At 71.9% G+C, this 23,835-nt stretch carries 21 protein-coding genes; 13 read left to right on the top strand and 8 right to left on the bottom strand.

The genetic code is table 11. The features are described from left to right. Positions 1 to 33: 33 nt before the first annotated feature. Both ACFY29_RS05880 and ACFY29_RS05875 read left to right on the top strand, forming a co-directional pair. On the top strand, positions 34 to 843 hold the full coding sequence (locus ACFY29_RS05880; protein WP_355612723.1) for an RNA methyltransferase: 810 nt from the start codon (positions 34 to 36) through the stop codon (positions 841 to 843). Between the two features lie 63 nt (positions 844 to 906). Continuing rightward, positions 907 to 2,085 carry an epoxide hydrolase family protein gene (locus ACFY29_RS05875; RefSeq protein ID WP_386984648.1) on the top strand — a complete coding sequence of 393 codons (1,179 nt, stop codon included), beginning with the start codon at positions 907 to 909 and terminating at the stop codon, positions 2,083 to 2,085. 70 nt (positions 2,086 to 2,155) lie between these two features. Here ACFY29_RS05875 and ACFY29_RS05870 read toward each other — a convergent pair whose 3' ends face one another. After that, positions 2,156 to 3,439 (bottom strand): serine hydrolase domain-containing protein, encoded by a 1,284-nt coding sequence (locus tag ACFY29_RS05870; RefSeq protein WP_386983756.1) that lies wholly within the window; start codon positions 3,437 to 3,439, stop codon positions 2,156 to 2,158. Positions 3,440 to 3,543: 104 nt separating this feature from the next. On the opposite strand from ACFY29_RS05870, the gene ACFY29_RS05865 reads away from it, so the two are divergent. After that, complete coding sequence (locus ACFY29_RS05865; protein WP_386983754.1) at positions 3,544 to 5,328, top strand: PucR family transcriptional regulator; 1,785 nt, start codon at positions 3,544 to 3,546, stop codon at positions 5,326 to 5,328. Between the two features lie 22 nt (positions 5,329 to 5,350). Here the strand turns inward: ACFY29_RS05865 and ACFY29_RS05860 are convergent, their stop codons facing one another. After that, positions 5,351 to 6,700, bottom strand: a complete 1,350-nt coding sequence (locus tag ACFY29_RS05860; RefSeq protein ID WP_328418673.1) for a hypothetical protein — start codon at positions 6,698 to 6,700, stop codon at positions 5,351 to 5,353. A gap of 91 nt (positions 6,701 to 6,791) precedes the next feature. On the opposite strand from ACFY29_RS05860, the gene murD reads away from it, so the two are divergent. Then, positions 6,792 to 8,138 carry a UDP-N-acetylmuramoyl-L-alanine--D-glutamate ligase gene (gene murD / locus ACFY29_RS05855; RefSeq protein ID WP_328418672.1) on the top strand — a complete coding sequence of 449 codons (1,347 nt, stop codon included), beginning with the start codon at positions 6,792 to 6,794 and terminating at the stop codon, positions 8,136 to 8,138. Between the two features lies 1 nt (position 8,139). On the opposite strand, the gene ACFY29_RS05850 is transcribed toward murD, so the two are convergent. The 3 genes from ACFY29_RS05850 to ACFY29_RS05840 all read right to left on the bottom strand — a co-directional run bounded on the left by ACFY29_RS05850 (position 8,140) and on the right by ACFY29_RS05840 (position 10,241). Next, a complete protein-coding gene (locus ACFY29_RS05850) occupies positions 8,140 to 8,649 on the bottom strand; it encodes a DUF6114 domain-containing protein (RefSeq protein WP_386983751.1) in 510 nt (169 codons plus the stop codon). A 1-nt stretch (position 8,650) separates the two neighbouring features. After that, positions 8,651 to 9,280: a DUF6230 family protein gene (locus ACFY29_RS05845; RefSeq protein ID WP_328418670.1), complete on the bottom strand. Its 630-nt coding sequence runs from the start codon at positions 9,278 to 9,280 to the stop codon at positions 8,651 to 8,653. A gap of 190 nt (positions 9,281 to 9,470) precedes the next feature. Further along, complete coding sequence (locus tag ACFY29_RS05840; protein ID WP_386983749.1) at positions 9,471 to 10,241, bottom strand: TetR/AcrR family transcriptional regulator; 771 nt, start codon at positions 10,239 to 10,241, stop codon at positions 9,471 to 9,473. A gap of 398 nt (positions 10,242 to 10,639) precedes the next feature. Between ACFY29_RS05840 and ACFY29_RS05835 the strand changes: the two genes are divergently transcribed. Then, on the top strand, positions 10,640 to 11,323 hold the full coding sequence (locus ACFY29_RS05835; protein ID WP_386983747.1) for a Tat pathway signal sequence domain protein: 684 nt from the start codon (positions 10,640 to 10,642) through the stop codon (positions 11,321 to 11,323). 60 nt (positions 11,324 to 11,383) lie between these two features. Here the strand turns inward: ACFY29_RS05835 and ACFY29_RS05830 are convergent, their stop codons facing one another. Further along, the gene (locus ACFY29_RS05830; protein ID WP_386983745.1) at positions 11,384 to 12,379 is read right to left on the bottom strand and encodes a hypothetical protein; all 996 of its coding nucleotides are present in this window, start codon (positions 12,377 to 12,379) and stop codon (positions 11,384 to 11,386) included. A gap of 168 nt (positions 12,380 to 12,547) precedes the next feature. Between ACFY29_RS05830 and ACFY29_RS05825 the strand changes: the two genes are divergently transcribed. The 3 genes from ACFY29_RS05825 to ACFY29_RS05815 all read left to right on the top strand — a co-directional run bounded on the left by ACFY29_RS05825 (position 12,548) and on the right by ACFY29_RS05815 (position 15,827). Continuing rightward, positions 12,548 to 12,916, top strand: coding sequence for a hypothetical protein (locus tag ACFY29_RS05825; RefSeq protein ID WP_386983743.1), 369 nt, complete (start codon positions 12,548 to 12,550; stop codon positions 12,914 to 12,916). A gap of 128 nt (positions 12,917 to 13,044) precedes the next feature. Next, entirely contained in the window at positions 13,045 to 14,343 is a 1,299-nt protein-coding gene (locus tag ACFY29_RS05820) for an aspartate aminotransferase family protein (RefSeq protein ID WP_386983741.1), read from the top strand. Further along, on the top strand, positions 14,340 to 15,827 hold the full coding sequence (locus tag ACFY29_RS05815; protein ID WP_386983739.1) for a CoA-acylating methylmalonate-semialdehyde dehydrogenase: 1,488 nt from the start codon (positions 14,340 to 14,342) through the stop codon (positions 15,825 to 15,827). The genes ACFY29_RS05820 and ACFY29_RS05815 overlap by 4 nt, the downstream gene beginning before the upstream one ends. Here the strand turns inward: ACFY29_RS05815 and ACFY29_RS05810 are convergent. Beyond that, on the bottom strand, positions 15,799 to 17,223 hold the full coding sequence (locus ACFY29_RS05810; protein WP_386983738.1) for an acyltransferase: 1,425 nt from the start codon (positions 17,221 to 17,223) through the stop codon (positions 15,799 to 15,801). The genes ACFY29_RS05815 and ACFY29_RS05810 overlap by 29 nt on opposite strands. Positions 17,224 to 17,414: 191 nt before the next feature. Here ACFY29_RS05810 and ngcE point away from each other — a divergent pair, with 191 nt between their 5' ends. The 3 genes from ngcE (at position 17,415) to ACFY29_RS05795 (ending at position 20,700) form a co-directional block, all read left to right on the top strand. Then, on the top strand, positions 17,415 to 18,827 hold the full coding sequence (gene ngcE, locus ACFY29_RS05805; protein WP_355612550.1) for an N-acetylglucosamine/diacetylchitobiose ABC transporter substrate-binding protein: 1,413 nt from the start codon (positions 17,415 to 17,417) through the stop codon (positions 18,825 to 18,827). Between the two features lie 62 nt (positions 18,828 to 18,889). Beyond that, a complete protein-coding gene (locus ACFY29_RS05800; RefSeq protein ID WP_328418660.1) occupies positions 18,890 to 19,798 on the top strand; it encodes a sugar ABC transporter permease in 909 nt (302 codons plus the stop codon). Further along, entirely contained in the window at positions 19,795 to 20,700 is a 906-nt protein-coding gene (locus ACFY29_RS05795; RefSeq protein ID WP_328418659.1) for a carbohydrate ABC transporter permease, read from the top strand. Before ACFY29_RS05800 ends, ACFY29_RS05795 begins: the two co-directional genes overlap by 4 nt. Positions 20,701 to 20,906: 206 nt before the next feature. On the opposite strand, the gene ACFY29_RS05790 is transcribed toward ACFY29_RS05795, so the two are convergent. After that, positions 20,907 to 21,896 carry an N-acetylglucosamine kinase gene (locus tag ACFY29_RS05790; RefSeq protein ID WP_386984647.1) on the bottom strand — a complete coding sequence of 330 codons (990 nt, stop codon included), beginning with the start codon at positions 21,894 to 21,896 and terminating at the stop codon, positions 20,907 to 20,909. A gap of 204 nt (positions 21,897 to 22,100) precedes the next feature. Here ACFY29_RS05790 and ACFY29_RS05785 point away from each other — a divergent pair, with 204 nt between their 5' ends. Together ACFY29_RS05785 and ACFY29_RS05780 are read left to right on the top strand one after the other, a co-directional pair. Further along, positions 22,101 to 23,063 carry a MurR/RpiR family transcriptional regulator gene (locus ACFY29_RS05785; protein ID WP_328418658.1) on the top strand — a complete coding sequence of 321 codons (963 nt, stop codon included), beginning with the start codon at positions 22,101 to 22,103 and terminating at the stop codon, positions 23,061 to 23,063. Next, positions 23,060 to 23,809 (top strand): SIS domain-containing protein, encoded by a 750-nt coding sequence (locus ACFY29_RS05780; protein WP_328418657.1) that lies wholly within the window; start codon positions 23,060 to 23,062, stop codon positions 23,807 to 23,809. Before ACFY29_RS05785 ends, ACFY29_RS05780 begins: the two co-directional genes overlap by 4 nt. Positions 23,810 to 23,835: the final 26 nt, after the last annotated feature.

Genomic DNA, 23,835 nt, shown 5'->3' with positions numbered 1-23,835 from the left:
AGTGCCGGGCGGGCCGTCCGGCAGAATCGTCGGGTGCCCGTCCACCAGATCACCGATCCCGACGACGACCGGATCGCCGACTACCGCGCGCTCACCGACGTCGAGCTGCGCACCCGCTGGGAGCCGCCGCACGGCCTGTTCATCGCCGAGGGGGAGTTGGTGCTGCGCCGCGCGCTGCGCGCCGGCTACCCGGCCCGGTCGTACCTGGTCGACGCCAAGCGGGCCGACCAGCTCGCCGACCTGGACACCGGCGACGCGCCGGTCTACGCGGCGACGCAGGACGTGCTGCAACGGGCCACCGGCTTCCACGTACACCGGGGGGTGCTGGCGTCGTTCCACCGCCGTCCGCTGCCGACGGCGGCCGAGGTGCTCGCCACCGCGCGCCGGGTGGTGATCCTCGAGGACGTCAACAACCACACCAACCTCGGCGCGGTTTTCAGGGGCGCCGCCGCGCTCGGCATTGACGCGGTGCTGCTCTCGCCCACCTGCGCCGACCCGCTCTACCGACGCAGCGTACGGGTCAGCATGGGCGAGGTCTTCGCGGTGCCGTACGCCAAGCTCGAGCGCTGGCCGGTGGCCCTGGACCAGGTGCGGGAAGCGGGCTTCACCGTGCTCGCCATGACGCCGGCTCCGGACGCCGTGCCGATCCAGCGGCTCACTGCGGCGCAGCGTGCGCGGGCGGCGCTGCTCCTCGGCGCCGAAGGCCCTGGCCTCACCGCGGCGGCCCAGTCAGCCAGCGACGTACGGGTGGTCATCCCGATGCGGCGCGGAGTGGACTCGTTGAACGTTGCCGCCGCAGCCGCGGTCGCCTTCTGGGAGTTGGGTCGCGACGATCCCCTGTGAGGTGGGCGCTCGACGGGACAGAACATAGTATCCGCAGTCGTGACAACTTCGCCCGATTCGAGCATCCATCCTTTCCGGGTCGACATTCCGCAACGCGATCTCGACGACCTGTACGAGCGGCTCGATCGCACCAGGTGGCCCGACCAGTTGCCCGGGGTGGGCTGGGAGTACGGCGTCCCGCGGGACTACCTGATGGACCTGGTGCGGTACTGGCGGCACGAATACGACTGGCGTGCCGTGGAGGCCAGGCTCAACGAGTGGCCGCAGTTCACTACCACGATCGATGGGGCGGACATTCACTTCGCGCACATCCGGTCTCCGGAGCCGGGCGCGACTCCGCTGCTCATCACGCACGGCTGGCCGGGCTCAATCGTGGAGTTCACCGAGGTCGCCGGGCCGCTGACGGATCCGCGGGCCCACGGCGGCGACCCGTCCGACGCCTTTCACCTGGTCATGCCGAGCATCCCAGGGTTCGGGTTCTCCGGGCCGACGCGGGAGACCGGATGGGAGTTTCGGCGGGTGGCCGCCGCATTCGCCGAGATGATGCGGCGTCTCGGCTATCAGCGGTACGGCGTGCAGGGCGGTGACTGGGGGTCGGTCATCTCCCGCGAACTCGGCCGTACCCAGACCGGCCACGTCATCGGCGTACACCTGAACCTGCTGCCGAACTCGTCCGTGACGGAGGAACCGGACGCCGACCTGCTCGCCACGTTGAGCCCGGCGGAACGGGAGCGAACGCTGGCCTCGTGGCGGCGCACCCAACAGTGGGACCGCGACAGCGCCGGCTATGCGGTTATCCAGTCCACGCGACCGCAGACGCTTGCCTACGGCCTGACCGACTCTCCGGTCGGCCAGTTGGCCTGGATCGCGGAGAAGTTCAAGGAGTGGACGGACTCGTCGACCCGCCCGGAGGACGCCGTCGACCGCGATCACCTGCTCACCAACGTCATGCTCTATTGGCTCACCGGAACGGCCGGCTCGTCCGCCCGCATCTACTACGAGCGGGCACATGCGGACTACTGGGGGTCGCCGCCGGAGCCGTCGACCGCACCGACAGCCTTGGCCGCCTTCCCACGGGACAACTTCATTCCGTTGCGGCACATCGCCGATCGAACGAACAACATCGTGCGATGGACGGAGTTCGACCGAGGCGGGCATTTCGCTGCGATGGAGACACCCGATCTGCTGGTCGCTGACATCCGAACGTTCTTCCGACAGCTCCGCGCGGAGACGTCTGACTGATCCGGCCGGGTCAGCAACCCCGCTGCCTGGGCAGTGGTGAGGGCGGGCGCGCCCGCCCTCACCACCGGCGTCACGCGAAGTACTTCGACCAGAAGTTGTGGGTCGGCCAACTGGTCACCGCGCGGGAGGCGGCCCAGAGCGCGGGGTCGATGTCGCCGTAGGTCAGCCCGGACTCGTCGTCGCGCCGGTTGAACACCGCCGCCCAGCTCAGCCCGTGGTAGGTGCGTACCACGATGCTGTACGTGCCCGGCAGGCTACCGGTGTGCCAGGTGTTACGCCCGGTGCCGCCGGTCGTCACCGGACGCACCTGCCAACCGAGGCCGTAGTACCAACCGTTGGCGTTCACCCCGGTCGGGTTCGGCACCGCCCACGCCCGGCCCAGCGAGGTGCTGTTCAGGATCGGGCTGCCGGTGTCGAAGGCCGACGCCCAGCGCACCAGGTCCACGGCGGAGGCGATCCACCCGCCGTTGGCGTCGTGCATTCGCATACTGAACGTGCCGTACGGGGAGTCCACGATGGTGCCCGAGTTGTCCAGCACGGTGGTGCCGGTGTACTGCGACTCGTACCCGACCTCACCGCTGTGCCGGGCGACCGACCAGCCGTTCGCCATCCGGGTGATGCCCAGCGGCGCGAGCAGCTCCTGCCGGACGTACGTCTCGTAGGGCTGGCCGGTCACCGCCTCGACCACCCGGCCGGCCAGCAGGTAGCCGTAGTTGCTGTACGACACGTACGAGCCGGGGTCGTGGCTGAGTGGCTGGCCGGACATGAACCGGACCACGTCGGCGTGGGTCAGCTCCAGCGGCGCGCCGAGCGACCGGGCGATGACCAGGTCCTTGAACAGGGGGTCGAAGATGGTCAGGTTCCGGTCCCAGCCGCCGGTGTGCTGGAGGATCCGCCACAGGCTGACGTTGGCCAGCCGCGGGTCCACCGCCTGGCCGGCGGGCGGGGTCAGGTCGACGTACCTGCCGACCGGGTCGCCGAGGCTGAGCCTGCCGTTCTGGGCGAGCCGGAGCAGGGCCGCCGCGGTCAGTGACTTCGACAGGCTGGCCACCCGGAACAGCGAGGTCGGCTGGATCACTTGCGGGGAGTCGTTGCCGTACCCGCGGGCCAGCACCAGCCGGCCCTTGTAGGTCACGGCGAGCTGCCCAGCGGAGACGTGCCGGGCCTGCATGAAGGTCTGCATGGCGCTGTCGAAGGCCGACAGCGCGGCCACCGCCGTACCGCTGGCCACCCAGGTGGCCAGCGGTGCCGCCTGGCCGGGCGACCCGCCCAACGCCCCGGCGGCGAGGGTCCCCGCGCCCGCCGCGCCCACCAGCTTGCCGAAGGCGCGCCTGCTGATCGTCGTCCTGTTCATGCCTCCCCCTCCCAAAGATCACAATCAGCGGCACGCTACTCGATGTGATCTTCGAACGATGCCCCCACAGCGGGATGTCGAGTTCCGGCGTCACGGACGGTAGCGTGGCGGCCGTGTTCCCTACCGTCCGTGAGGTCCTCGCCCTGGACCCGGTCCGCCACGGCGCGCCGCGCCTGGTCGCCGGGGACGCCGGGCTGGACCGGCCGGTCCGCTGGGTGCACGTCGCCGAGGTGCCCGACATCGCCACCCTGCTCGGCGGTGGCGAGCTGGTGCTCACCACCGGCATCGGGCTGCCCGGCGACGACGCGGGGCTGCGCGCGTTCATCGGGGACCTGGCCGACGTCGGTGTCTCCGGGCTCGTCGTCGAGCTGGGCCGCCGGTACGTCAGCGGGGTGCCCCGGGTGATGGCCGCCGCCGCCGAGCGGCGCGGCCTGCCGCTGGTGGAGCTGCGCCGGGCCACCCCGTTCGTGCGGATCACCGAGGCGGTGCACGCGTTGATCGTCGACGCGCAGCTCACCGAGCTGCGCGCCACCGAGGAGATCCACCAGCGGTTCACCGACCTCTCGGTCGAGGGCGCCGACGCCACCGAGGTGATCCGGCAGGCCGCCGAGCTGTCAGGTTGCCCGGTGGTGCTGGAGAACCTGTCCCGGCAGGTGCTGGGGTACGACCCGGCGGGGGAGAGCGCCGAACTGCTCCTGGACGGCTGGGAGCAGCACTCCCGGCGGATCCGGCCGGCCGGGCGGACCGCGTACGACCCGGACAGCGGCTGGCTGGTGACGGTCGTCGGAGCCCGGGGCCAGGACTGGGGGCGGCTGCTGCTGCGCTGGCCCGGCGGCGGAGAGTTGCCCACCCGCCGGGGCACCGACCCGGCGCGGCCCGACCCGAGCCCCGGGCCGCCGACCCGGCTCACCATCCTGATCGAGCGGGCCGCGTCCACCCTCGCGCTGGGCCGGCTGATCCGCCGCGACGCCGAAGGGCTGGAACGGCAGATCCACCGCACCCTGCTCACCGCACTGCTCGACCACTCCCGATCGGTGGACGAGGTGGCGCTGCGGGCCAAGGCGCTCGGCGTGGTGCTCGACCGCCGGCATCTGGTCGGCGTGATGGTCCGGCACCGGGCCGACGACCCGGCCGGCGAGGGCGGTCCCGAGGCCGGCCCGGCCCGGCTGCGGGACCTGTCCGAGGCGGTCGGCCAGGCGCTGCGGGAGGCGAAGCTGACCGCACTGACCAGCGCGGTCGACGACCACTCGGTCGGCGCGCTGCTGGCCCTGCCCGACCCGGCCGCCGAGGACCGCGCGCTGTCCGCGTTCGCCGCCTCGCTGCGCCGGGTACGCCTCGACGCAGGCGCGTCCCGGGCGGCGTCCGGCGCCAACGCGTCCCCGGTGGCGTCCGGTGCCGACGCGTCCCGGGTGGTGGCCGACGGAGTAGGTCGGTCGGTGGGCGGGGTGATCGTGGCCGCGGGGTCCGGGGTGGGCAGCCTGCGGGAGGCCCGACGATCGCTGATCGAGGCGCGGCAGATCGCCGAGGCGGCCCGCCGCGACCGGCGTGACCTGCCGATCTTCCGGCTACCGCACGTGGGTCTGGCCGGCCTGTTGCACCTGCTGCGCGACGAGCCCCGGTTGCAGACCTTCGTGGAGCGCGAACTCGGGGCTCTGCTGGAGTACGACGCCCGGCACCCCCGGGAGCGGCTGCTCGACACCCTGCGCGCGTACCTGGAGCAGGGGCGCAACAAGTCCGCCGGCGCCGCCGCCGCCCACCTGTCCCGGCCGGCCTTCTACGAGCGCCTGGCCCGTATCGCCCGCATCCTCGACGTCGACCTCGACTCGGTCGAAGCCTGTCTCTCCCTGCACGTGGCCCTACTGGCCCTGGACGCCGTCCGCACCCCCTGACCCCCCACCCAAGGTGAGTGGGTCAGGTGAGGGTGGTCAGGGCTTTGGCGTAGGTCGGGGGGATGTGGTTGGGGCCACCGGGGGTGAAGACGTCGGAGTTGGCCACGGCGGACCAGGCGGTGGCCGGGACGGCGTCGACCAGGGCGCGGATCACCGGGGCGTCGCGCCACTGGTCCTGCTCGGCGAGCAGGCCCAAAGCCACCACCGACTCCTCGACCTCGCCCACGCACTCGAACGGCTTGTGCCCGTCCACGCCCAGCAGCTCCCGGTAACCGGGGATCTGCGACTCGTCGGCCAGCAGGTCGCCGCCGAAGATGCCCACCACCCGCTCGCGCGGCATGAACGGCGCCATGGCCAGGAAGACGAACCGGCACTTCGGGCAGTCGCGGCACCAGCGTTCGCTCGCGTTGTGCAGCTTGAAGGCGGAGTTGCAGCTGGTCACCACGTCGTCGTACCGGGTGAACTCGGCGAAGAGCCGGGCGATGTGCAGCTCGGACAGCGAGCGCAGCAGCGAGAAGTACGGCTCGGTCAGGCCGGCGTGCTCGGCCAGCGCCGCCCGCAGCAGCCCTTCCGCCTCGACACCCTTGGACCACTGGTGGTTGATCTCGTGGCCGTTCCAGACCAGGTTCGGGTCGGACGCCGAGCGCTCGTTGGACATCACCACCGGGCCGAGCCCGTGCAGCACGGCAGTGGCCACCGCGATCAGCGAGTTGATCGCGGTGACCGGAATGTGCCCGTTCAGCGCGCCGGCCGCGTTCAGGTCGAACAGCACCGGGTCGATCCGGCGCCGGGCGGCCAGCGGGGTCAGCCCGGACGCCTCGTTGACCGAGACGATCACGTGGTTCGGGTTGACCGAGAACGGCACCGGGTCCAGCTCGGCCCGGCGCAGCGCCTCCAGGCTGACGATGGAGTCCTTGCCGCCACCGACCGCGGAGAGCGGGCGACGGTCGGAGTCGTCGTACACCCGGGCCGGTGGCACCTCACCGGCCGGCACCTCCGGGCGCAGCTCCAGCACGTGCGGCAGCTGGTTGCGGTACGCGTACTCCGCCAGGCCCTGGGTGTAGATGGCCGTGACGTAGTCGACGGCGGCCGCGCCCAGCGGCGCCGGCAGCACCAGCCGGGGCGGCGCGGCGGCCTTGTAGTAGCTGACCCCGGCGACCAGGTGCAGCACCTCCAGCACCCGGCCGAGGGTGGCCACCGTCTCGTCCGAGGGCGGCTCGGCAGGCAGCGGAAGGGTGATGACCTCGGTGAACCGCTGCTCGCCGGCTGGGCCGGTCAAGGCGTAGTCGAACAACACCTCGCCGGTGGCGAAGTCGATCGAGTAGGACGGGAAGGTGAAGGCGTCCATCCGCCGGAGCTGCTCGTTGGGCACACGCCATACTAGGCCCTGGTTCGTCCGGCCGTGTCCGGCTGCGCCGGACCGCGCCCGCCCCACCGCCGCCGCGACCCTTGAGGAGAGCCCCGTGCGCCTGTCTGACCTGCGCGGACGTACCGTCGCCGTCTGGGGGACCGGCCGGGAGGGCCGGGCCGCGGTGACCGCGATCGCCGCGCACGGCCCGGCCGAGCTGGTCGCCGTCGACGACAGCGCCAACTTCCTCTCGCTGCCCTGGGACGGCCCGCTGGCCGAGGCAGCCCCACTGGTCACCGGCGAGGCGGGCTTCGAGCGACTGGCCGCCGCCGACGTGGTGGTCCGCTCGCCGGGCGTGCCGCAGACCCACCCGTGGCTGGTCGAGCTGCGCGGGCGCGGCGTCACCGTCACCCAGGGCACCGCGCTGTGGATGGCCGACCACGCCGCGCGCACCGTCGGGGTCACCGGCAGCAAGGGCAAGAGCACCACCTCCAGCCTGATCAGCCACCTGCTCACCGCGATGGGCCGGCCGAACGTCTTCGGCGGCAACATCGGCGTGCCCACCCTGGACCTGCCCGAGGCGGAGCTGTACGTGCTGGAGCTGTCCAGCTACCAGTGCAGCGACCTCACCGACTCGCCCCGGGTGGCCGTGGTCACCGCGCTCTTCCCCGAGCACCTGGACGCGCACGGCGGGGAGCGGGAGTACTACCGGGACAAGCTCAACCTGCTCGCCCACGGGCCGGAGACGATCGTGGTGAACGGCGCGGACCCCCGGCTCGCCGCCGAGCTCGGTGATCGGCCGGCGGTCCGCGCCGGTCGCACCGACACCACCCACGTCGCCACTGGCGCGGACGGCACGCCCTGGTTCCACCTCGGTGACCAGCCGCTCTTCCCGCGCGCCGTGCTGCCCCTGGTGGGCCGGCACAACGAGGGCAACCTCTGCGTCGCGCTCGCCGTGCTCGACGCGCTCGGCGTGGACGTGGTGGCCGACCGGAACAGCCTCGCCGTCGCGGTCGCCGAGTTCCAGGGGTTGGCCCACCGGCTCACCGAGATCACCGACCCGTCCGGGCTGACCTTCGTCGACGACACCCTGGCCACCAGCCCGTACGCGGCCATGCACGCGATCGACGCGTACGACGGGCGGCCGTTGACCGTGATCGTCGGGGGCAGCGACCGTGGGCTCGACTACACGCCGCTCCGGGAGCACCTGGCCGAGCGTGAGATCACCGTCATCGGCATCCCGGACAGCGGCCCCCGGATCGTCGAGGCGCTCGCCGGGCTGCCGGCGGTACGCACCGAGCTCGCCGAGGACCTGGTCGCCGCGGTGGGGCTGGCCCGCAAGCTCACCCCCGCGGGCGGGGTGGTGCTGCTCTCGCCGGCCGCCCCGAGCTACGGGCGGTTCCGCAACTTCGAGCACCGCTCGGAGGTGTTCGCGCAGGCGGTCGCGGACACCGCCCGCTGACTCAGCTCCGGTCCGCCGGGGTCGGGTCCGCCGTCTCGGTCAGGGGCAGCACTGCCGTGTCGTCGTCGTCCGCGGGCTCTCGCGGTGCGGGTGCCACGGGCTCCGCCGGGGCACCGGCCGACCGGCGTTGCTTGTCCGGGGTCCAGGCGAATGCGAGTGCCCCGCCGACCAGGGCCAGCAGCATTCCGATCAGGAAGCCGCCCAGGTTCGAGGTCAACCAGGAGACCAGCCCGAGCACCAGCGAGACCAGAGCGTAGAAGACCCGCTGCTGGGGGGCGGTGATCAGCAGCACCCCGGAGATCACCAGGACGGTCGGCACCAGGTACGCGGCGAGCCCCTGCGGCCCGATGTGCAGCAGCACCCCGAGCGGTGCCCGCAGGGTCACCAGCATCTCCGCGCCCCCGAGGGCGATCAGCACTCCGGCGGTGAGCGGGCGGCCCCGCCGCCAGCGGCGCCAGCGCCCGCCGGTCCGGCGGGCGGCCGGCGCCGTTTGGTGTCGTCCGGCGGTCACGTCAGCACCCGTCGGAGGTGAACGCCATGCGCAGGTTGGGCAGGTTGAAGACGGCGGCCGTGGTGGCGTAGTTGTTCTGCCGCAGGTTGTCGATGGTCACCGTGTCCGCCTGCTGGGAGAAGACACCGGGGTTACCTTTCACTCCGGGCACCTTGTCCAGGGTGCTGGCGTCCTGCCCGACGTCGATGTTCCGGAACGAGGCGTTGCCGGCGATCTCGTCGCCGTCGACGACCAGGGTCCGGGCGGTGACCGGCGTGCCAGCGCCGCCGGCGGTGATCTTCAGGTAGACGCCGCCCAGGTTGATGCTCTGGCAGAGGTTGGTCAGCTCGGCCCGGTCGATCGCCGAGACGATCACCAGGACCTGCCCGCCGGTGTCGCCCTGGTTGGGGCTGTCCGGGATCATCTGGTCGAGGGTGGCGAACTGCTCGAACCCGGTGCCGGTGAGCTTGTCGGCGGTGACGGTGAACGGCATGCCCGAGATGGCGAACTGCGCGCCCAGTACGCCCTGGGCGGTGAGCACGACCATGCCGGCCGCACCCGCCACGACGGTGCCGAACGTGACGGCGAACCGGCGCCAGCGCACACCGCTCCGTGGTGGACCGGGCTCGATCGGTGCGGTCTGCTCCGACATGACGGCTCCCCTTTGAGATCAATTCACTGGCGACAATGGGAATTGCGACCCGGGATGAAGGCGCATCGAGGCGCAGAGCCGAAGTTACCGCCGAGTAAAGGGCGGGTCAACAGCGTGTGGCAGACAGTTGGGCGGCATTTGTAAAATGCGGCCAAAGTGAAAAACCGCTGCGGTTTCCGACCCCGAATGATCAGGAGTGGACGGTCGCCTCGCTGGGCGACACGCATGGCGCGGTCGCGCTCGGGCCGTCGTCCGGGCGTATCGGCCGCGTCGCCCGGGCCGCGCCGTCGGTGCCAAGGAACGGCGCGGTGGCCGCGTAGGTGAGCACCGGCAGCAGTTGTGGCAACTCCGCCGCACGACCCTGCGCCACCCGGCCACGGATGGTGGCGTAGATCCCGCCGACCACCGTGGACACCAGCGCGTCCCGGTCCACGCCGGCGACCGTCGGCCCCGGGCCCGCGTCGGCGAAGAACCGGCGGAAACTGCTGAGCAGGGCGTCCCGCTCCCGGCGGGCGTCCGGGCCGGCCGCGTCCACCTCGACGAGCGCCATCCGGGCGAACGCGGGCACGCTCGCCAACACCTCCAGCAGGGTGCGCAGCGCGGCGCGGGCGGCATCCGGCCAGGCCGGGCCGGCCTCGCGGTAGGCGCCCTCCATCAGCTGTGACACCACGGCGATGCCGTGCCGGTACGCGGCGAGGAAGGCGTCCTCCTTGCCGGTGAAGAGGGCGTAGAAGGCCGGCCGGGTCACCCCGGCGGCGTGGCAGATGTCGCTGACCCGGGCGTTGTCGTAGCCCTTCGTCGCCACCTCGTGCACGAGCCCGTCGAAGAGGCGGTCACGCTGGGTCGCGGCCACCACCTCGGCGGAGACGCGGCGCGGGCCGCGCTTGATCGCGCGGTCCGGGTCGCGGCCGGGACGTGCGCCCGGCAGGGGCGCCAGCTGCGGGTGGCCCTGCGTGGTCAACTTATCGACCTCCGTTGATGCGTTGACTTTGCGACCCTCCGGGGTTTATAACTTTCTGCACGCTCAGTTGGCATGCAGTTACCATTGGTGATCTCCCCGGATGGTCACCCTGGCTCGTCGAAGGAGGGCTCGATGGTTGCCATTATCGCCGACCACGAGCGCTCTCCCAAGGTCGGAGAGGCGCAGGTGACGCGGCTCAGCCGCAGTGCGCCACGCCGGCCCGCCCGCTGACGCAGCGGCACCTCCATCACCGCCGGCCGGCCCCGACGGCCGCCCGGCACGCCCTCCACCACCGCCGTCCACTGCGGATGGCCACAATCGCCGCCCGGGTCCCCCCGCCCGGCGGTGACCGCCTGTGCGGTCCGCTCAATCCCGTCCCACCACCGGAAGGAAGAACCATGCCCAGGTACGGAAGAATCGGCGGGGGTCTCGCTGCCCTCGCACTGCTGGCCGGTGTCGTAGCCGCCGCTCCGGCCTCCGCCGACCCGTCGTCCTCGCTCGCCGGGAACGTGCTGACCTACCCCACGCCCGGCGGCACCGCCGTCGCCGTCAACGACGTCATCCAGGCCAGCCTCAAGACCGGCACCAACGCCACCTTCTACAACTCCGCCAGCGGCACCACCGGCCTGAAGTGCGCCGTGTCCAGCTTCAGCGCCAAGGTGCTGACCAACCCGATCGCCCCGGGCACCGCCACCGAGAGCCTCACCGCCCAGACCTTCACCAGCTGCACCACCAACGTGTTCGGCACCACCGGGGTGAGCAGCGTGACCGTCAACAACCTGCCGTACACCACCTCGGTCACCAGCGCCGGCGTGGTCACGATCTCCGGCACGGCGGCGGCGCCCATCCAGAGCACCGTCGTGCTGAACACGCTGCTCGGCCAGATCACCTGCGTCTACCGGACCAGCACCAACAGCCTCACCGGCGCGGCGTCCAACGCCACCAACTCGATCACCTTCACCAACCAGCCGCTGAACAAGTTCTCCGGCCCGTCCCTCTGCTTCGGCACCGCGTACTTCTCCGCGACGTACTCGCCGGTGCGGGACACCACCAAGGGGAACAGCCCCGTCTACGTGAACTGACCACGGCCCACGGGCCGGTGCGCGGCGATCCGCCGTGCGCCGGCCCTCGACGCGCGCCGGTCAGCCGGTGGTCAGCACCGTGTGCAGGGCGCGCATCGACCGGATCGCCGAGCGGATCTCCTGCAGGTAGCGGCCCGGGCTGAGGGTCGGCTCCGGCAGCCGGGCAAGGTCCGCCAGGGTGGGGTCGACCCCGACGGTGTCGATCCCGCAGCGGTACGGCACGGCCAGGGTGCGCAGCGCGTCGCAGTGCTGGAACGGCACGTAGATCGGCGCGGTCACCAGCAGCACCGCGTCGCCGGGGGCCAGCCGGACGTGTCCGGCCCAGAACCGTTGGGTGTCCGCGGTGTGCGCGCGCCGACGCTGCGGCTCGCTTGACGGCGCGGCCAGCACCCGCACCGGCGGAAGTGCGGCTGGCAGGTACGTGCGCGACGACCACGAGTGGTGCACGTGGCCCGCGTCGACGCCGTCCTCCTGCGCCGGGGCGGTCACCCCGAACGCCAGCCGGACCGCCGCGTCCAGGGCGTCGACCTCGGTCTCGCAGCCGGGCACGCCCGCCGCGGCCAACGTCCGGTGCTCCAGGTCGGAGAGCGGCCGGAAGCTGCCCAGCACCGCCACCTCGCCGGTCACCCGCAGCCCACGTCGCAGCAGGTGCGCGGCGTACGCGACGCGACGCAGGCAGGCGTGCGCCAGACCGCCCAGCACGACCAGGTGGGCGTACGCCGACCTGACCGGTGCCACGGGCCGGACGAGCCCGAGCGCGGCGGCGGCGGCGCGTACCAGCTCGACGGTGCCGGCGTCGAGGTCCGGCTCCCGGGCGTCGGGCCGCTCCCGGCCGCCCCGAAAGTCCCAGTGCCGGGCGGAGAACTCGTCGAGGAACCCGAGGGTGTCGGCGAGGTCGCCAGCCGGCCAGGTGCCACCGAAGCGGGCGACAAGCCGGCGCAGCGGGTCGGCGCCGATCCACCCGTCGATCCCCGCGATCATCGCCTTGGTCGGTGCGCCCACGGTCCCGGCGGGCAGCGCCACGTCCGGCCCGACGAGTACCGATCCGGAGGTCATCGGCGTAATTCCGATCGGTCCATCCGCCGTCCGTACCGGTGGCGGAGCAGGGATCTCGGGCACCGCCGAATCGTACCGAGCGGTGGTCCCGGCGCGGGCCGGCGTGGCCCGGTACCGGTTGGCGGGGCGGCTTACCCTGGCGGCAGCCAGCGCCCGGGAGGTACGTCGATGGCCGATCTGCTTCGCCGACCCCGGCGCCGACCGGGTCGGTCCGGCATGCTGGTGATCCTGCTCGGCGCGACGCTCACCGGGCTGCTGGGCGAACTGCTGCGCGCGATGGTGGTGACCTTCCCCTACTCCGGGGTGCTGGTGGCGATCGAGAGTCGCCGCGACCTGGTGGCGTTCACCGGGCACTTCGCCCGCAACAGCCTGGCGCTGGTCGGTTTCCTGACGGCGTACCACCGGTGGCAGGACGATTCGCCGGTCGCCGCGCTGGTGGCCGGCTGGGTGGCCTTCGCGCTGGTGGCCGTGGCGCTGCACGCGGCGGCTCCCGGCGGGGTGGCGCGGCGCCGCTCGGCGCTGCCCACCGCCGGCTGACCACTGCCGTCGCCCGGCTGACGCACTGTCAGGAGCGAACGCGCCCTGCGCTACACAGTGGCAGTTGTCCACACCGGCCGCCGGTGGGAGCGTGCGGTATCCACGAATGCCGCTGAAGGGTTGCCACGATGACCGACGACCTGCTGGCCCGGCACCGGGCCGTGCTCCCGTCCTGGATGCCGTTGTACTACGCCGAGCCGATCGAGCTGGTCGCCGGCTCGGGTCGCCGGGTCACCGACGCCCAGGGCCGCAGCTACCTGGACTTCTTCGGCGGCGTGCTGACCAACATGATCGGCTACGACATTCCGGAGATCCGCGAGGCGGTCGAGCGTCAGCTCGCCACCGGCATCGTGCACAGCTCGACGCTCTACCTGATCCGGCAGCAGGTGGAGCTGGCCGAGAAGATCGCGCAGCGCTCCGGTATCCCGGACGCACGGGTGTTCTTCACCAACTCGGGCACCGAGGCGAACGAGGCGGCGCTGCTGGTCGCCACCAACCACCGCCGCTCGCACCAGATCCTGGCCGTGCGCAACAGCTACCACGGCCGGTCCTACGCGGCGATGGGCGTCACCGGAAACCGCAACTGGTCGGCCAGCGGGCTCAACCCGCTCCAGGTGGCCTGGCTGCACTCCGGCGACCGGGTACGCGGTCTGCTGGCCCGGCTGAGCGCCGAGGAGCAGGTCGACGCGGCGGTGGAGGACCTGCGTGAGGTGCTGGCGACGCAGACCGCCGGCGACGTGGCCGCGCTGATCGCCGAGCCGATCCAGGGGGTCGGTGGTTTCGTGCACCCGCCGGACGGCCTCTTCGCGGGCTGGAAGAAGGTCCTCGACGAGCACGGCATCCTGTTCATCGCCGACGAGGTGCAGACCGGTTGGGGGCGTACCGGGGAGCACTTCTGGGGCTACCAGGCACACGGGGTCACCCCCGACCTGCTCACCTTCGCCAAGGGCATCGGCAACGGGTTCGCGCTGGCCGGGGTGGTCGGTCGGGCCGAGGTGCTGGAGTCGGTGTCGGCGATCAGCTTCTCCACCTTCGGTGGCAACCCGATCTCCACGGCGGCCGGCAACGCCGTGCTCGACTACCTGCTTGAGCACGATCTCCAGGCGAACGCGGCCCGCGTCGGCGCGATCCTCGCCGACGGCCTGCGCGCCGAGGTGGGCAGCCTCGACTGCGTCGCGGAGGTACGCGGCAAAGGGCTGATGCTCGGCGTCGAGTTCGTCCGGCCGGGCTCCAGCGAGCCCGACCCGGCGCTGACCAACCGGGTGTTCGAGGCGTGCCGGTCCGGCGGCCTGCTCGCCGGCAAGGGCGGCCTGTACGGCAACGTGCTGCGGATGGGTCCACCGTTGACGCTGACCGAGGAGGAGGCCCGGGAGGGCCTGGCGATCCTCGTCGACGCGATCCGCTCCTCGGCGGGGGTGGCGGCATGAGTATCGGACACTTCATCGACGGTAAGCGGGTCGGCGGCACCTCCGAGCGGCGCGGCGACGTGTTCGACCCGGCGACGGGTCGGCGTACCGCCGAGGTGGAGCTGGCCTCGACCGCGGACGTCGACGTCGCGGTGCAGGCCGCTGCCCGCGCCGCCCGGGCGTGGCGGGACGCGTCGTTGGCGAAGCGGTCGGCGGTGTTGTTCGCCTTCCGGGAGTTGGTGCACGCCCGCCGGGACCGGCTCGCCGAGGTGATCACCGCCGAGCACGGCAAGGTGCTGGCCGACGCCGCCGGCGAGGTGCAGCGCGGCCTGGAGGTGATCGAGTACGCCTGCGGCCTGCCCTCGGCGCTGCGGGGGGCGTTCAGCGAGAACGTCTCCACCGAGGTCGACTCGTACACCATCCGGCAGCCGGTCGGGGTGGTCGCGGTGATCTCCCCGTTCAACTTCCCGGTGATGGTGCCGCTGTGGTTCGTGCCGGTCGCGGTGGCCTGCGGAAACGCGGTGGTGCTCAAGCCGAGCGAGAAGGACCCGAGCGCGGCGCTGCTGCTGGCCGAGTGGTTCGCCGAGGCGGGCCTGCCCGACGGGGTGCTCAACGTCGTCAACGGGGACAAGGAGGCGGTGGACGCGCTGCTGGACCACCCGGAGGTGCGGGGCGTGTCGTTCGTCGGCTCCACCCCGATCGCCCGGTACGTCTACCAGCGCGGAACCGCCGCCGGCAAGCGGGTGCAGGCGCTCGGTGGGGCGAAGAACCACATGGTGGTGCTCCCCGACGCCGACCTGGACCTGGCGGCCGACGCGGCGGTCAACGCCGGGTTCGGCTCGGCGGGGGAGCGGTGCATGGCCATCTCGGTACTGGTGGCGGTGGAGCCGGTCGCGGACGCGCTGGTCGGGCGGATCGCCGCGCGGATGGCCGGTCTGCGCACCGGTGACGGCCGGCGGGGCTGCGACATGGGTCCGTTGGTCACCGCCGCCCATGCGGCGAAGGTGCGGTCCTACGTCGACGCCGGGGTGGCCGCCGGAGCGGTGCCGGTGGTCGATGGCCGGGACGTGACGCCGGACGGCGACCCGGATGGCTTCTGGCTGGGCCCGACGCTGTTCGACCGGGTGACCCCGCAGATGTCGATCTACACCGAAGAGATCTTCGGGCCATTGCTCGGCGTGGTCCGGGTCGGCTCGTACGACGAGGCGGTGGAGCTGGTCAACGCCAGCCCGTACGGCAACGGCACGGCGATCTTCACCAACGACGGCGGTGCGGCCCGGCGCTACCAGCACGAGGTGGAGGTGGGCATGGTCGGGATCAACGTGCCGATCCCGGTGCCGATGGCGTACCACTCGTTCGGCGGCTGGAAGTCCTCGCTCTTTGGTGACCTGCACGCACACGGCGAGGACGGGGTGCGGTTCTTCACCCGCGGCAAGGTGGTCACCAGCCGGTGGCTGGACCCACGCCACGGCGGGGTCAACCTCGGGTTCCCCACCCAGACCTGAGCAGCCGCAGCACACCCGCCCCGGCCAGGTACGCCAGCAGCGCCGGGGCGGGCATGCCGAGCGGCTCCTGGGCGCCTTTCGGGGTCACGCTGTTGATCAGCAGCGCGGCCACCACGGCGGTGTAGCCGGCCACGGTCAGCACCGTGCGGGTCGTGGTGCCCCGGCCGGCCCGGCGCCCGGTGCGGTGCCGACCGCTACGGGCCTCCACCGGCCCGAAGATCGCGACCAGGACCGCCAGGACGGCCGTGAGCAGCAGCAGCCAGGGCACCCGCCACGCCCACCAGGCGGTCGAGCCGACCGCTGGGGTGGGCAGTGTCCCGGTCGCGTCGAGCAGCCCGATCAGCAGGATCGCGGCGGTCAGGTGCCAGAGGAAGACGGTCAGCACCACCAGGTTGACCCCGATCACCAGCTGCCACGGGCGCCGGCGGCGCAGCAGGCGCTCCGCCGGGCCGCGCAGCAGCAGGATCAGGCCGAGCTGGGCGGCGGCGACGGCCAGCAGCGCGAGGCTGGGCGGCCCGGCGTTGTGTAGCCGCTCGCCGGGCACGTTCAGCATGGCCACCGGCCAGGGGCCGGGCACGGTGAGCAGCAGCAGCGCGGCCAGCCCGCTGGCCAGGAACGCCAGGCCGGCCCGGCGGGAGGTGGGCAGCCGACGCCGGCGTACCTGTGGATGCCCGGCAGCCGACGGCCCGGCGGCGTCGGCCACCGCACGTGGCGGGGTGGTTTCACCGACGGCAGCCGAGGCGGCGCGGGCGTCGTGCCAGGCGAAGCCGAGCTGGTGTACGGCCAGCCAGCCGAACAGGTAGCTGCCGTAGCTCAGCTCCACCGGCCCGGTCAGCCGTCCCAGGTCGCCGAGACCGACCAGGGCGACCAGCAGCAGCGGGACGGCGAGACCGAAGCGGCGGTGCAGCGCGTACATCGGTGGGGTGAGCGCGACCACCGCCAGGTAGGCGACCAGGAACCAGAGCGGGATGGTGGCGAACCAGACCACCTCGCGGATCTGGGTCGGGTCGGTGCCGAGTAGCCGGGCCAGCGCAGCCGCGACGGTGAGCACCAGCACCAGCACGCTGGTGGGGCGGACCAGTCGGGCGCTGCGGTCGAGCAGCCAGCCGGCGGCGTCGCCACCCCGGGCGCGCAGCCGGGTCAGCGAGGCCGCGTTGGCGTAGCCGCCGACCAGGAAGAAGACCGGCATCACCTGGGCTATCCAGGTCAGCGGGTACGCCCACCGCAGGTCGCCGAGCGCGGAGTGCCCGGTGGGCAGGCCGGCGTCGTCCCGCTCGATCACCGTGACGCCCCAGTGTCCGACAACGACCATGGTGATGGCGAGCGCGCGAAGCAGATCGATGTACCGCTCCCGGTCGGCCGGGGTGCGCTCGGCGAGCTGGCGCAGGCGGCCCATCGCCTCAGGCTATGCGCCCCGGCACCGGCCGGTGGTGTAACGGTTCGCTGTCAGGACTTGAAGTCGGGCCCCGGCTGTCGTAGAAATTCTTCAGTAACATCGTGTGAACTGAAGAGAATCAACGTGCCTCGCGAGACGGACGCCTTCCCCCACTCACCCGGCGACCGCCCGACCCGACCCGAGGAGAACCCATGAACAGGCGTGACATCCTGCAGCGCAGCGCCGCTGCCGGCCTGCTGGCCACCCCCGCCGCCGCCCTGCTGACCGGCTGCGCCAGCGGCGGCGGTGACAAGGACGACAACGCTGCCTACAAGGGCACCAAGAGCGAGCAGAACCCGCTCGGCGTCAAGGAGGACGCACCGCTCGAGGTGGTGATCTTCGGCGGTGGTTTCGGCGAGGAGTACGCCAAGGCCCACGAGGCCATGTACACCGAGAAGTACCCGAAGGCGAAGGTCAAGCACTCCGCCACCCAGGAGATCAGCAAGACCCTCCAGCCGCGCTTCGTCGACGGCACCCCGCCGGACGTGGTCAACAACTCCGGCGCCGGTCAGATCGACTTCAACGGCCTGGTCAGCCAGAACGCCATCGCCGACCTCGGCGAGTTGCTCGCCGCCCCGAGCCTCGACGTCCCCGGCAAGACGGTCAAGGACACCCTGCTGCCGGGCGCGGTCGAGGTCGGCTCGTACGACGGCAAGTTCCTGGTGTTGAACTACACCTACACCGCCTACGGCATCTGGTACTCCAACAAGCTGCTCACCGAGCGTAAGTGGGAGTACGCCAAGACCTGGGACGAGCACATCGCGCTCTGCAAGCAGATCAAGGCCGCCGGCATCGCCCCCTGGACGTACGCCGGCCTGCACCCCCGCTACATGAGCTGGCCGGTGATCGCCACCGCGATCAAGCTCGGTGGCCCCTCGGTGGCCACGGCGATCGACAACCTGGAGCCGAACGCCTGGAAGTCCGACTCGATGAAGACCGCCGCCGACGCGTGGCACCAGATCGTCAAGGACAAGTTCATCCTGGAGGGCTCGCCCGGCCTGGACCACAAGCAGTCGCAGACCGCCTGGTGCCAGGGCAAGGCCGCCTTCATCTCCTGTGGCTCCTGGCTGGAGAGCGAGCAGAAGGACGTCACCCCAGCCGGGTTCAACATGACCATCGCGCCGACGCCGAGCCTGGGCAGTGGCGACAAGCTGCCGTTCGAGGCGATCCGGGGTACGGCCGGTGAGCCGTTCATGGTGCCGGCCAAGGCCCGCAACGTCGCCGGTGGCCTGGAGTACTTCCGGACCATGCTCTCCAAGAAGGGCGCCCAGGACTTCACCCGGAAGGTCGCCAGCCTCACCGTGGTCGCCGGCGCGACCGAGGGCGTCGAACTGCCGTACGGACTGACCAGCGTGGTCAAGGCGCTCGACGCGTCCGGCGCCAACGGCTTCAACTGGGTCTACAACAACTACTACCGCAAGCTGGAGCGCAACCTCGTCGACGCGGCGTGCGGCGAGTTCTTCAGCGGCCGGATCGGCCCGGCGGAGTTCCTCGAGCAGTGCCAGAAGGGCGCCGACTCGATCGCCCAGGACAGCTCGATCAAGAAGTACAAGCGAGCGGCCTGACAGCCCGGCCGGCGGGGGTGGACCCACCCCCGCCGGCCGTATTCCGGGGAAAGGTCCTCACTGTGAGACATGGCAAGTGGCCGCTGATCGTCACCTTCCTGGTGCCGCCGGTCCTGCTCTACGTCGTCTTCGTGGTCTCGCCGTACCTGCAGGCGTTCCAGATCTCGACCACCGACTGGCTCGGCTACTCGCCCGACGCCAACTCCGTCGGCCTGGCGAACTTCAAGACCCTGTGGCACGACGACTACGTCTGGAACGCGCTGAAGAACAACGCGATCCTGCTGGCCCTGGTGCCGGTGCTGACCATCGTGCTCGGGCTCTTCTTCGCCACCATGCTCGCCATGGGCGGACGCAAGGGCCGCGCCGGTGTGACCGGGGTACGCGGCGGCGCGCTCTACCGCACGGTCTACTTCTTCCCGCAGGTGCTCTCCGTGGTGATCATCGCGCTGCTCTGGAAGGAGGTCTACCACCCCAACAAGGGGCTGCTCACCGCCGCCCTGCACGGGATCGGCCTGTCCGCGCCGACCTGGCTCGGCGATCCGGCGACCGCCTTCTGGTGCGTGCTCGCGGTGATGGTGTGGAGCAACGTCGGCTTCTACGTGGTGCTGTTCGGCGCCGCGATGTCGGCCGTGCCGAAGGAGATCTACGAGGCGGTGCTGCTCGACGGTGCGTCGCGCTTCACCACGCTGCGCCGGGTCACCCTGCCGCTGCTCTGGGACACCGTCCAGGTCGCCTGGGTCTACCTGGCCATCTTCGCCCTGGACGGGTTCATCCTCGTGCAGTTGATGACCAACGGTGGGCCGAACTTCTCCACCGACGTGATCGGCGTCCGGATGTACGACACCGCCTTCGGCAGCGAGACCAAGTTCGGCTACGCCTCGGCGATCGGCGTGGTGATGTTCTTCCTGACCCTCTCGGTGGCGGCGCTGTCGCTGCGGGCCGGCCGGCGCGATCGGATCGAGTACTCGTGACCACACTGGACAAGCCCGCCCCCGCCGCCACCGCACCGACACCAGGCGCTGGCCGGGACCGCCCGGTCCGCCGGGAGTTCGGCGTGGCCAACGCCTTCTCGCACGGCTTCCTGCTGCTCTGGGGCCTGCTCACCGTACTGCCGCTGCTGTGGATGTTCATCAGCTCGTTCAAGACCAACGGGGAGATCCTGGCCGACCCGTGGGGGCTGCCCGAGACGCTGCACTGGGACAACTGGGTGCGGGCCTGGACCGGCGCGCACATCGGCCGGTACTTCCTCAACAGCCTGGTGGTGGTGGCCGGCTCGGTCAGCCTCACCATGCTGATGGGTGCCACCGCCGCGTACGTCTTCGCCCGGTACGAGTTCCGCGGCCGGCAGTTCGTCTACTACCTGTTCGTCGGCGGCCTGATGTTTCCGGTGTTCCTGGCCCTGGTGCCGCTCTTCTTCGTGGTCCGCAACGCCGGTCTCTTCGGCACCTGGACCGGGCTGATCCTGGTGTACGCGGCTTACTCGCTGCCGTTCACGGTCTTCTTCCTGACCGCGTTCTTCCGGACCCTGCCGACCTCGGTGGCGGAGGCCGCGATGGTCGACGGGTGCGGTCACTTCCGGCTCTTCTTCCGGGTGATGCTGCCGATGGCGCGTCCGGGACTGATCAGCGTGGCGATCTTCAACTTCCTCAGCCACTGGAACCAGTTCCTGTTGCCGCAGGTGTTGATGCAGGGCGACGAGTCCAAGTGGGTGCTCGCCCAGGGGCTGTTCGCCCTGTCGGTGAGCCAGGGCTACGCCGGCGACTACGCCCGGCTCTTCGCCGGGTTGAGCATCGCGGTGCTGCCGGTGCTCGCCGTGTACGTGGGCTTCCAGCGGCAGGTGCAGGCCGGGCTGACCGCAGGCCAGCTCAAGTAACACGGCCGGTGCCGACCCCGGAGTCTCACCCTCCGGGCCTGGCGGAAGTCTGACCGATCCTGATCTCATCGCGCCTCGTGCCCCTTGATCGCGCTCGATCCTGGAAAGAGTCCCCACCTCGTGGCGGGAGGGGACTACATCCTGGATCGAGCGTGATCATCGCGTGGTGGCCGCGCGCCGTGCGGCGGCGGGCCGCCCGTGGATGGTCAGGGGGTGGCGGGGAAGAGTCGGGCGTGCAGGGTGGCCGGGTCGGTGAGCTCGGGTAGCTCGCGGGCGGCGAGCCAGGCTGCGGCGGCGGCCCCGTCGCCGGCGGTGCGCAGCGGGGCCTGCGGCCAGCGCCGGCCGACCTCGGCTCGGACGGCGGCCGCCAGCGGGGTGTCCTCGGTGAGCAGCCCGCCGCCGAGCACGACCGGCGTCACCGCACCGGCTGGGCGGATCCGGTCCACGCTCTCGGCGAGGTGCGCGGCGGCCTCGGTGACCAGCGCGGTGGCGACGGGTTCGCCGTCGGCGGCGGCGGTGACGACCAGCGGCGCCAGGCGGGCCAGCTCGACCGGTGGCCGGCGGGTCACCGTCTGGATCGTGGCGTCCACGGTGTCCCGGGGGCGGGGGGCGATTTCGGCGCTGCCCATCAGTTCGGTGAGAACCGCCGTGGTCAGCGCGCCGGGGGTGCGGCCGGCGTCCAGGTCGGCGAGCAGCCGGCGGACCGACTCACGGCCGAGCCAGAAGCCGGATCCGGCATCGCCGAGCAGCCAGCCGTGGCCGTCGGCGACCCGGTCCAGTCGCAGGTCGCGGACCTGCGCGGTGATCGCCCCGGTGCCGGCGATGAGCACCGTGCCGTCCGGGGCGGCGGTGCCGGAGGCGTAGGCGACCAGGGCGTCGCCGTACACGGCGTACGGGCAGCGCAGGCCGGCGTCGTGCCAGGCCCGGTCGAAGGCGGCTCGTCCGGCCGGATCGGCGAGCAGCCGGGCTGCCCCGGCCAGCCCGATGGTGCCGGCCGCCACCCGGGTCGGGTCGACGTCGGCGAGCGCGCCGCGTAGCGCGGTCAACAACTCGGCGGCGGCCTGGTCGGCGCCGTGACTGGTGGGGTTGCCGCCGCCGGCGCGACCGGTGCCGAGGCGTTCGCCGGTCAGGGTCAGGGCGGTCGCCCGGGTGGACGTACCGCCGACGTCCAGGCCGACCACGACGGTGTCGGACATCGGCACGGCCTCCTTGCGCTGGGCGGCGATCGGCCTGTTCATGCTGGTCGGCGTCGTCCCAGAGGGCAAGATCCGGCGGGCCCGGCAGGGTGTGCGCCAGGTAACAGTTTGAAAACTTCGCCCACGGTCTTGACATAGACGGTCGTTCAGTAAGAAATTTTACCACTAACAGTTAACAGTCTTTTCGGAAAGGTGAGGCGTCCCATGGTTGATCACGAGGTGGACACCGCCGCGGGGACCGCGGTGGTCGACGCCGACGCGTTCGACCGGCGGGGCGCGCTCGGGTCGGCCTCCGACGGGGTGCTGGCCCGGGTCCGCAACGGTCTCGGTGAGCTGACCGGCGCGCTGCGTCGGGTCGCCGAGCACGTGCTGAGCGATCCGGAGGCCGCCGCCCGATCCACGATCGTGGAGCTGGCCGAGCGCAGCGGCACCTCCCCGGCGACAATCACCCGCTTCTGCCGGGCGATGGGCTTCGAGGGCTATGCCGACCTGCGGCTGGGCATCGCCTCCGAGACCGGGCGGGCGCGCTCGGCCGGGTGGACCATCGACATCGGACGCGAGATCCAACCGAGCGACCCGCTGGCCCGGGTGCTCGACCAGATCATGGCCGCCGACACCCGGGCCATGCACGACACCGCCACGCTGCTCGACCTCGCCGAGGTGGAGCGGGCCGCGGTGGCGATCGCCGGCGCCAGCCGGGTGAACATCTTCGGTGCCAGCGGCAGCGCGCTGGTCGGCGAGGAGATGCAGTTCAGCCTGCACCGCATCGGTGTGGCCGCGTGGGCCTGGAACGACGTGCACGAGGGGCTTGCCAGCGCCGCGCTGCTGCGCGCCGGTGACGTGGCCCTGGGCATCTCGCACACCGGGCAGACCCGGGAAACCATCGAGATGCTCGCCGAGGCGGGCAGCCGGGGCGCCACGACCATCGCGCTGACTGGCTTCCCCCGTTCGCCGTTGGCCGAGCTGGCCGACATCGTGCTGCTCACCGCCAGCCAGGCGACCACCTTCCGGCCGGACGCGCTCTCCGCCCGCCACCCCCAGCTGGTCGTGCTCGACCTGCTCTACATCGCCGTCGCCCAGCGCACCCACGACCGCGCGCACGCGGCCTTCCGGCGCACCGCGCAGGCCGTCGACGGGCACAAGGCCGCGAAGGGAGCCGTTTCATGATCAGCGCCCAGGGGTACGCGGACGCGGTCCGCCCGGTGCTCGACCGGCTGCTCGACTCCGAGGCCGACGGCATCACCCGGGCCGCCGACCTGATCGCCGAGAGCCTGCGCGCCGGCGGGGTGCTCCAGGCGTTCGGCGCCGGGCACTCCGAGGCGTTCGCCGCCGAACTGGTCGCCCGGGCCGGCGGGCTGGTCCCCACCAACCGGCTCTCGGTACGTGACCTGGTGGTGCACGGAGACGCCCCGCGGGACGTCCTCGCCGACCCCAAGCTGGAACGCGACCCCTCCATCGCCCACCAGATCTACGCGCTCGCGGCGCCGCAGCCGCACGACGTGTTCGTGGTGGCGTCCCAATCCGGCATCAACGGCTCGGTGGTCGAGCTGGCGGCGCTGGTCACCGAGCGCGGTCACCCGTTGATCGCGGTCACCTCCGTCGAGCACACTGCACGGGTCGCCCCGCGGCACCCGTCCGGTCAACGGCTCGCCGACCTCGCCGACGTCGTGCTGGACAACGGCGCGCCGTACGGCGATGCACTGCTGCCGCTCGAGGGCGGCGGCGCGGTCTGTGCGGTCTCTTCGGTCACCACGGCGCTGCTGGCGCAGTTGCTGACCGCGGAGGTCGTACGACGGTTCCACCAGGCCGGAGAGGTGCCCCCTATCTACCTCTCCGCCAACGTCCCCGGCGGGGACGAGCACAACATCGCCCTCGAGTCGCGGTACGCCGGACGTCTCCGGCGTACCGCCTGACCCGAATTCCACAAGGAGAGACGACG

The organism is Micromonospora sp. NPDC000668, from assembly GCF_042897975.1.
Lineage (GTDB): Bacteria > Actinomycetota > Actinomycetes > Mycobacteriales > Micromonosporaceae > Micromonospora.
This window is presented reverse-complemented; position numbering and strand designations above follow the sequence as displayed.

Bases quoted from the DNA above. Each gene is read 5' to 3' on its own strand.
- ACFY29_RS05870 (WP_386983756.1), bottom strand. From the start codon at position 3,439: ATGAACAGGACGACGATCAGCAGGCGCGCCTTCGGCAAGCTGGTGGGC.
- ACFY29_RS05830 (WP_386983745.1), bottom strand. From the start codon at position 12,379: ATGACCTCCGGATCGGTACTCGTCGGGCCGGACGTGGCGCTGCCCGCC.
- ACFY29_RS05820 (WP_386983741.1), top strand. From the start codon at position 13,045: ATGACCGACGACCTGCTGGCCCGGCACCGGGCCGTGCTCCCGTCCTGG.
- ACFY29_RS05845 (WP_328418670.1), bottom strand. From the start codon at position 9,280: ATGTCGGAGCAGACCGCACCGATCGAGCCCGGTCCACCACGGAGCGGT.
- ngcE (WP_355612550.1), top strand. From the start codon at position 17,415: ATGAACAGGCGTGACATCCTGCAGCGCAGCGCCGCTGCCGGCCTGCTG.
- ACFY29_RS05825 (WP_386983743.1), top strand. From the start codon at position 12,548: ATGGCCGATCTGCTTCGCCGACCCCGGCGCCGACCGGGTCGGTCCGGC.
- ACFY29_RS05790 (WP_386984647.1), bottom strand. From the start codon at position 21,896: ATGTCCGACACCGTCGTGGTCGGCCTGGACGTCGGCGGTACGTCCACC.
- ACFY29_RS05835 (WP_386983747.1), top strand. From the start codon at position 10,640: ATGCCCAGGTACGGAAGAATCGGCGGGGGTCTCGCTGCCCTCGCACTG.
- ACFY29_RS05780 (WP_328418657.1), top strand. From the start codon at position 23,060: ATGATCAGCGCCCAGGGGTACGCGGACGCGGTCCGCCCGGTGCTCGAC.
- ACFY29_RS05810 (WP_386983738.1), bottom strand. From the start codon at position 17,223: ATGGGCCGCCTGCGCCAGCTCGCCGAGCGCACCCCGGCCGACCGGGAG.
- ACFY29_RS05815 (WP_386983739.1), top strand. From the start codon at position 14,340: ATGAGTATCGGACACTTCATCGACGGTAAGCGGGTCGGCGGCACCTCC.
- ACFY29_RS05785 (WP_328418658.1), top strand. From the start codon at position 22,101: ATGGTTGATCACGAGGTGGACACCGCCGCGGGGACCGCGGTGGTCGAC.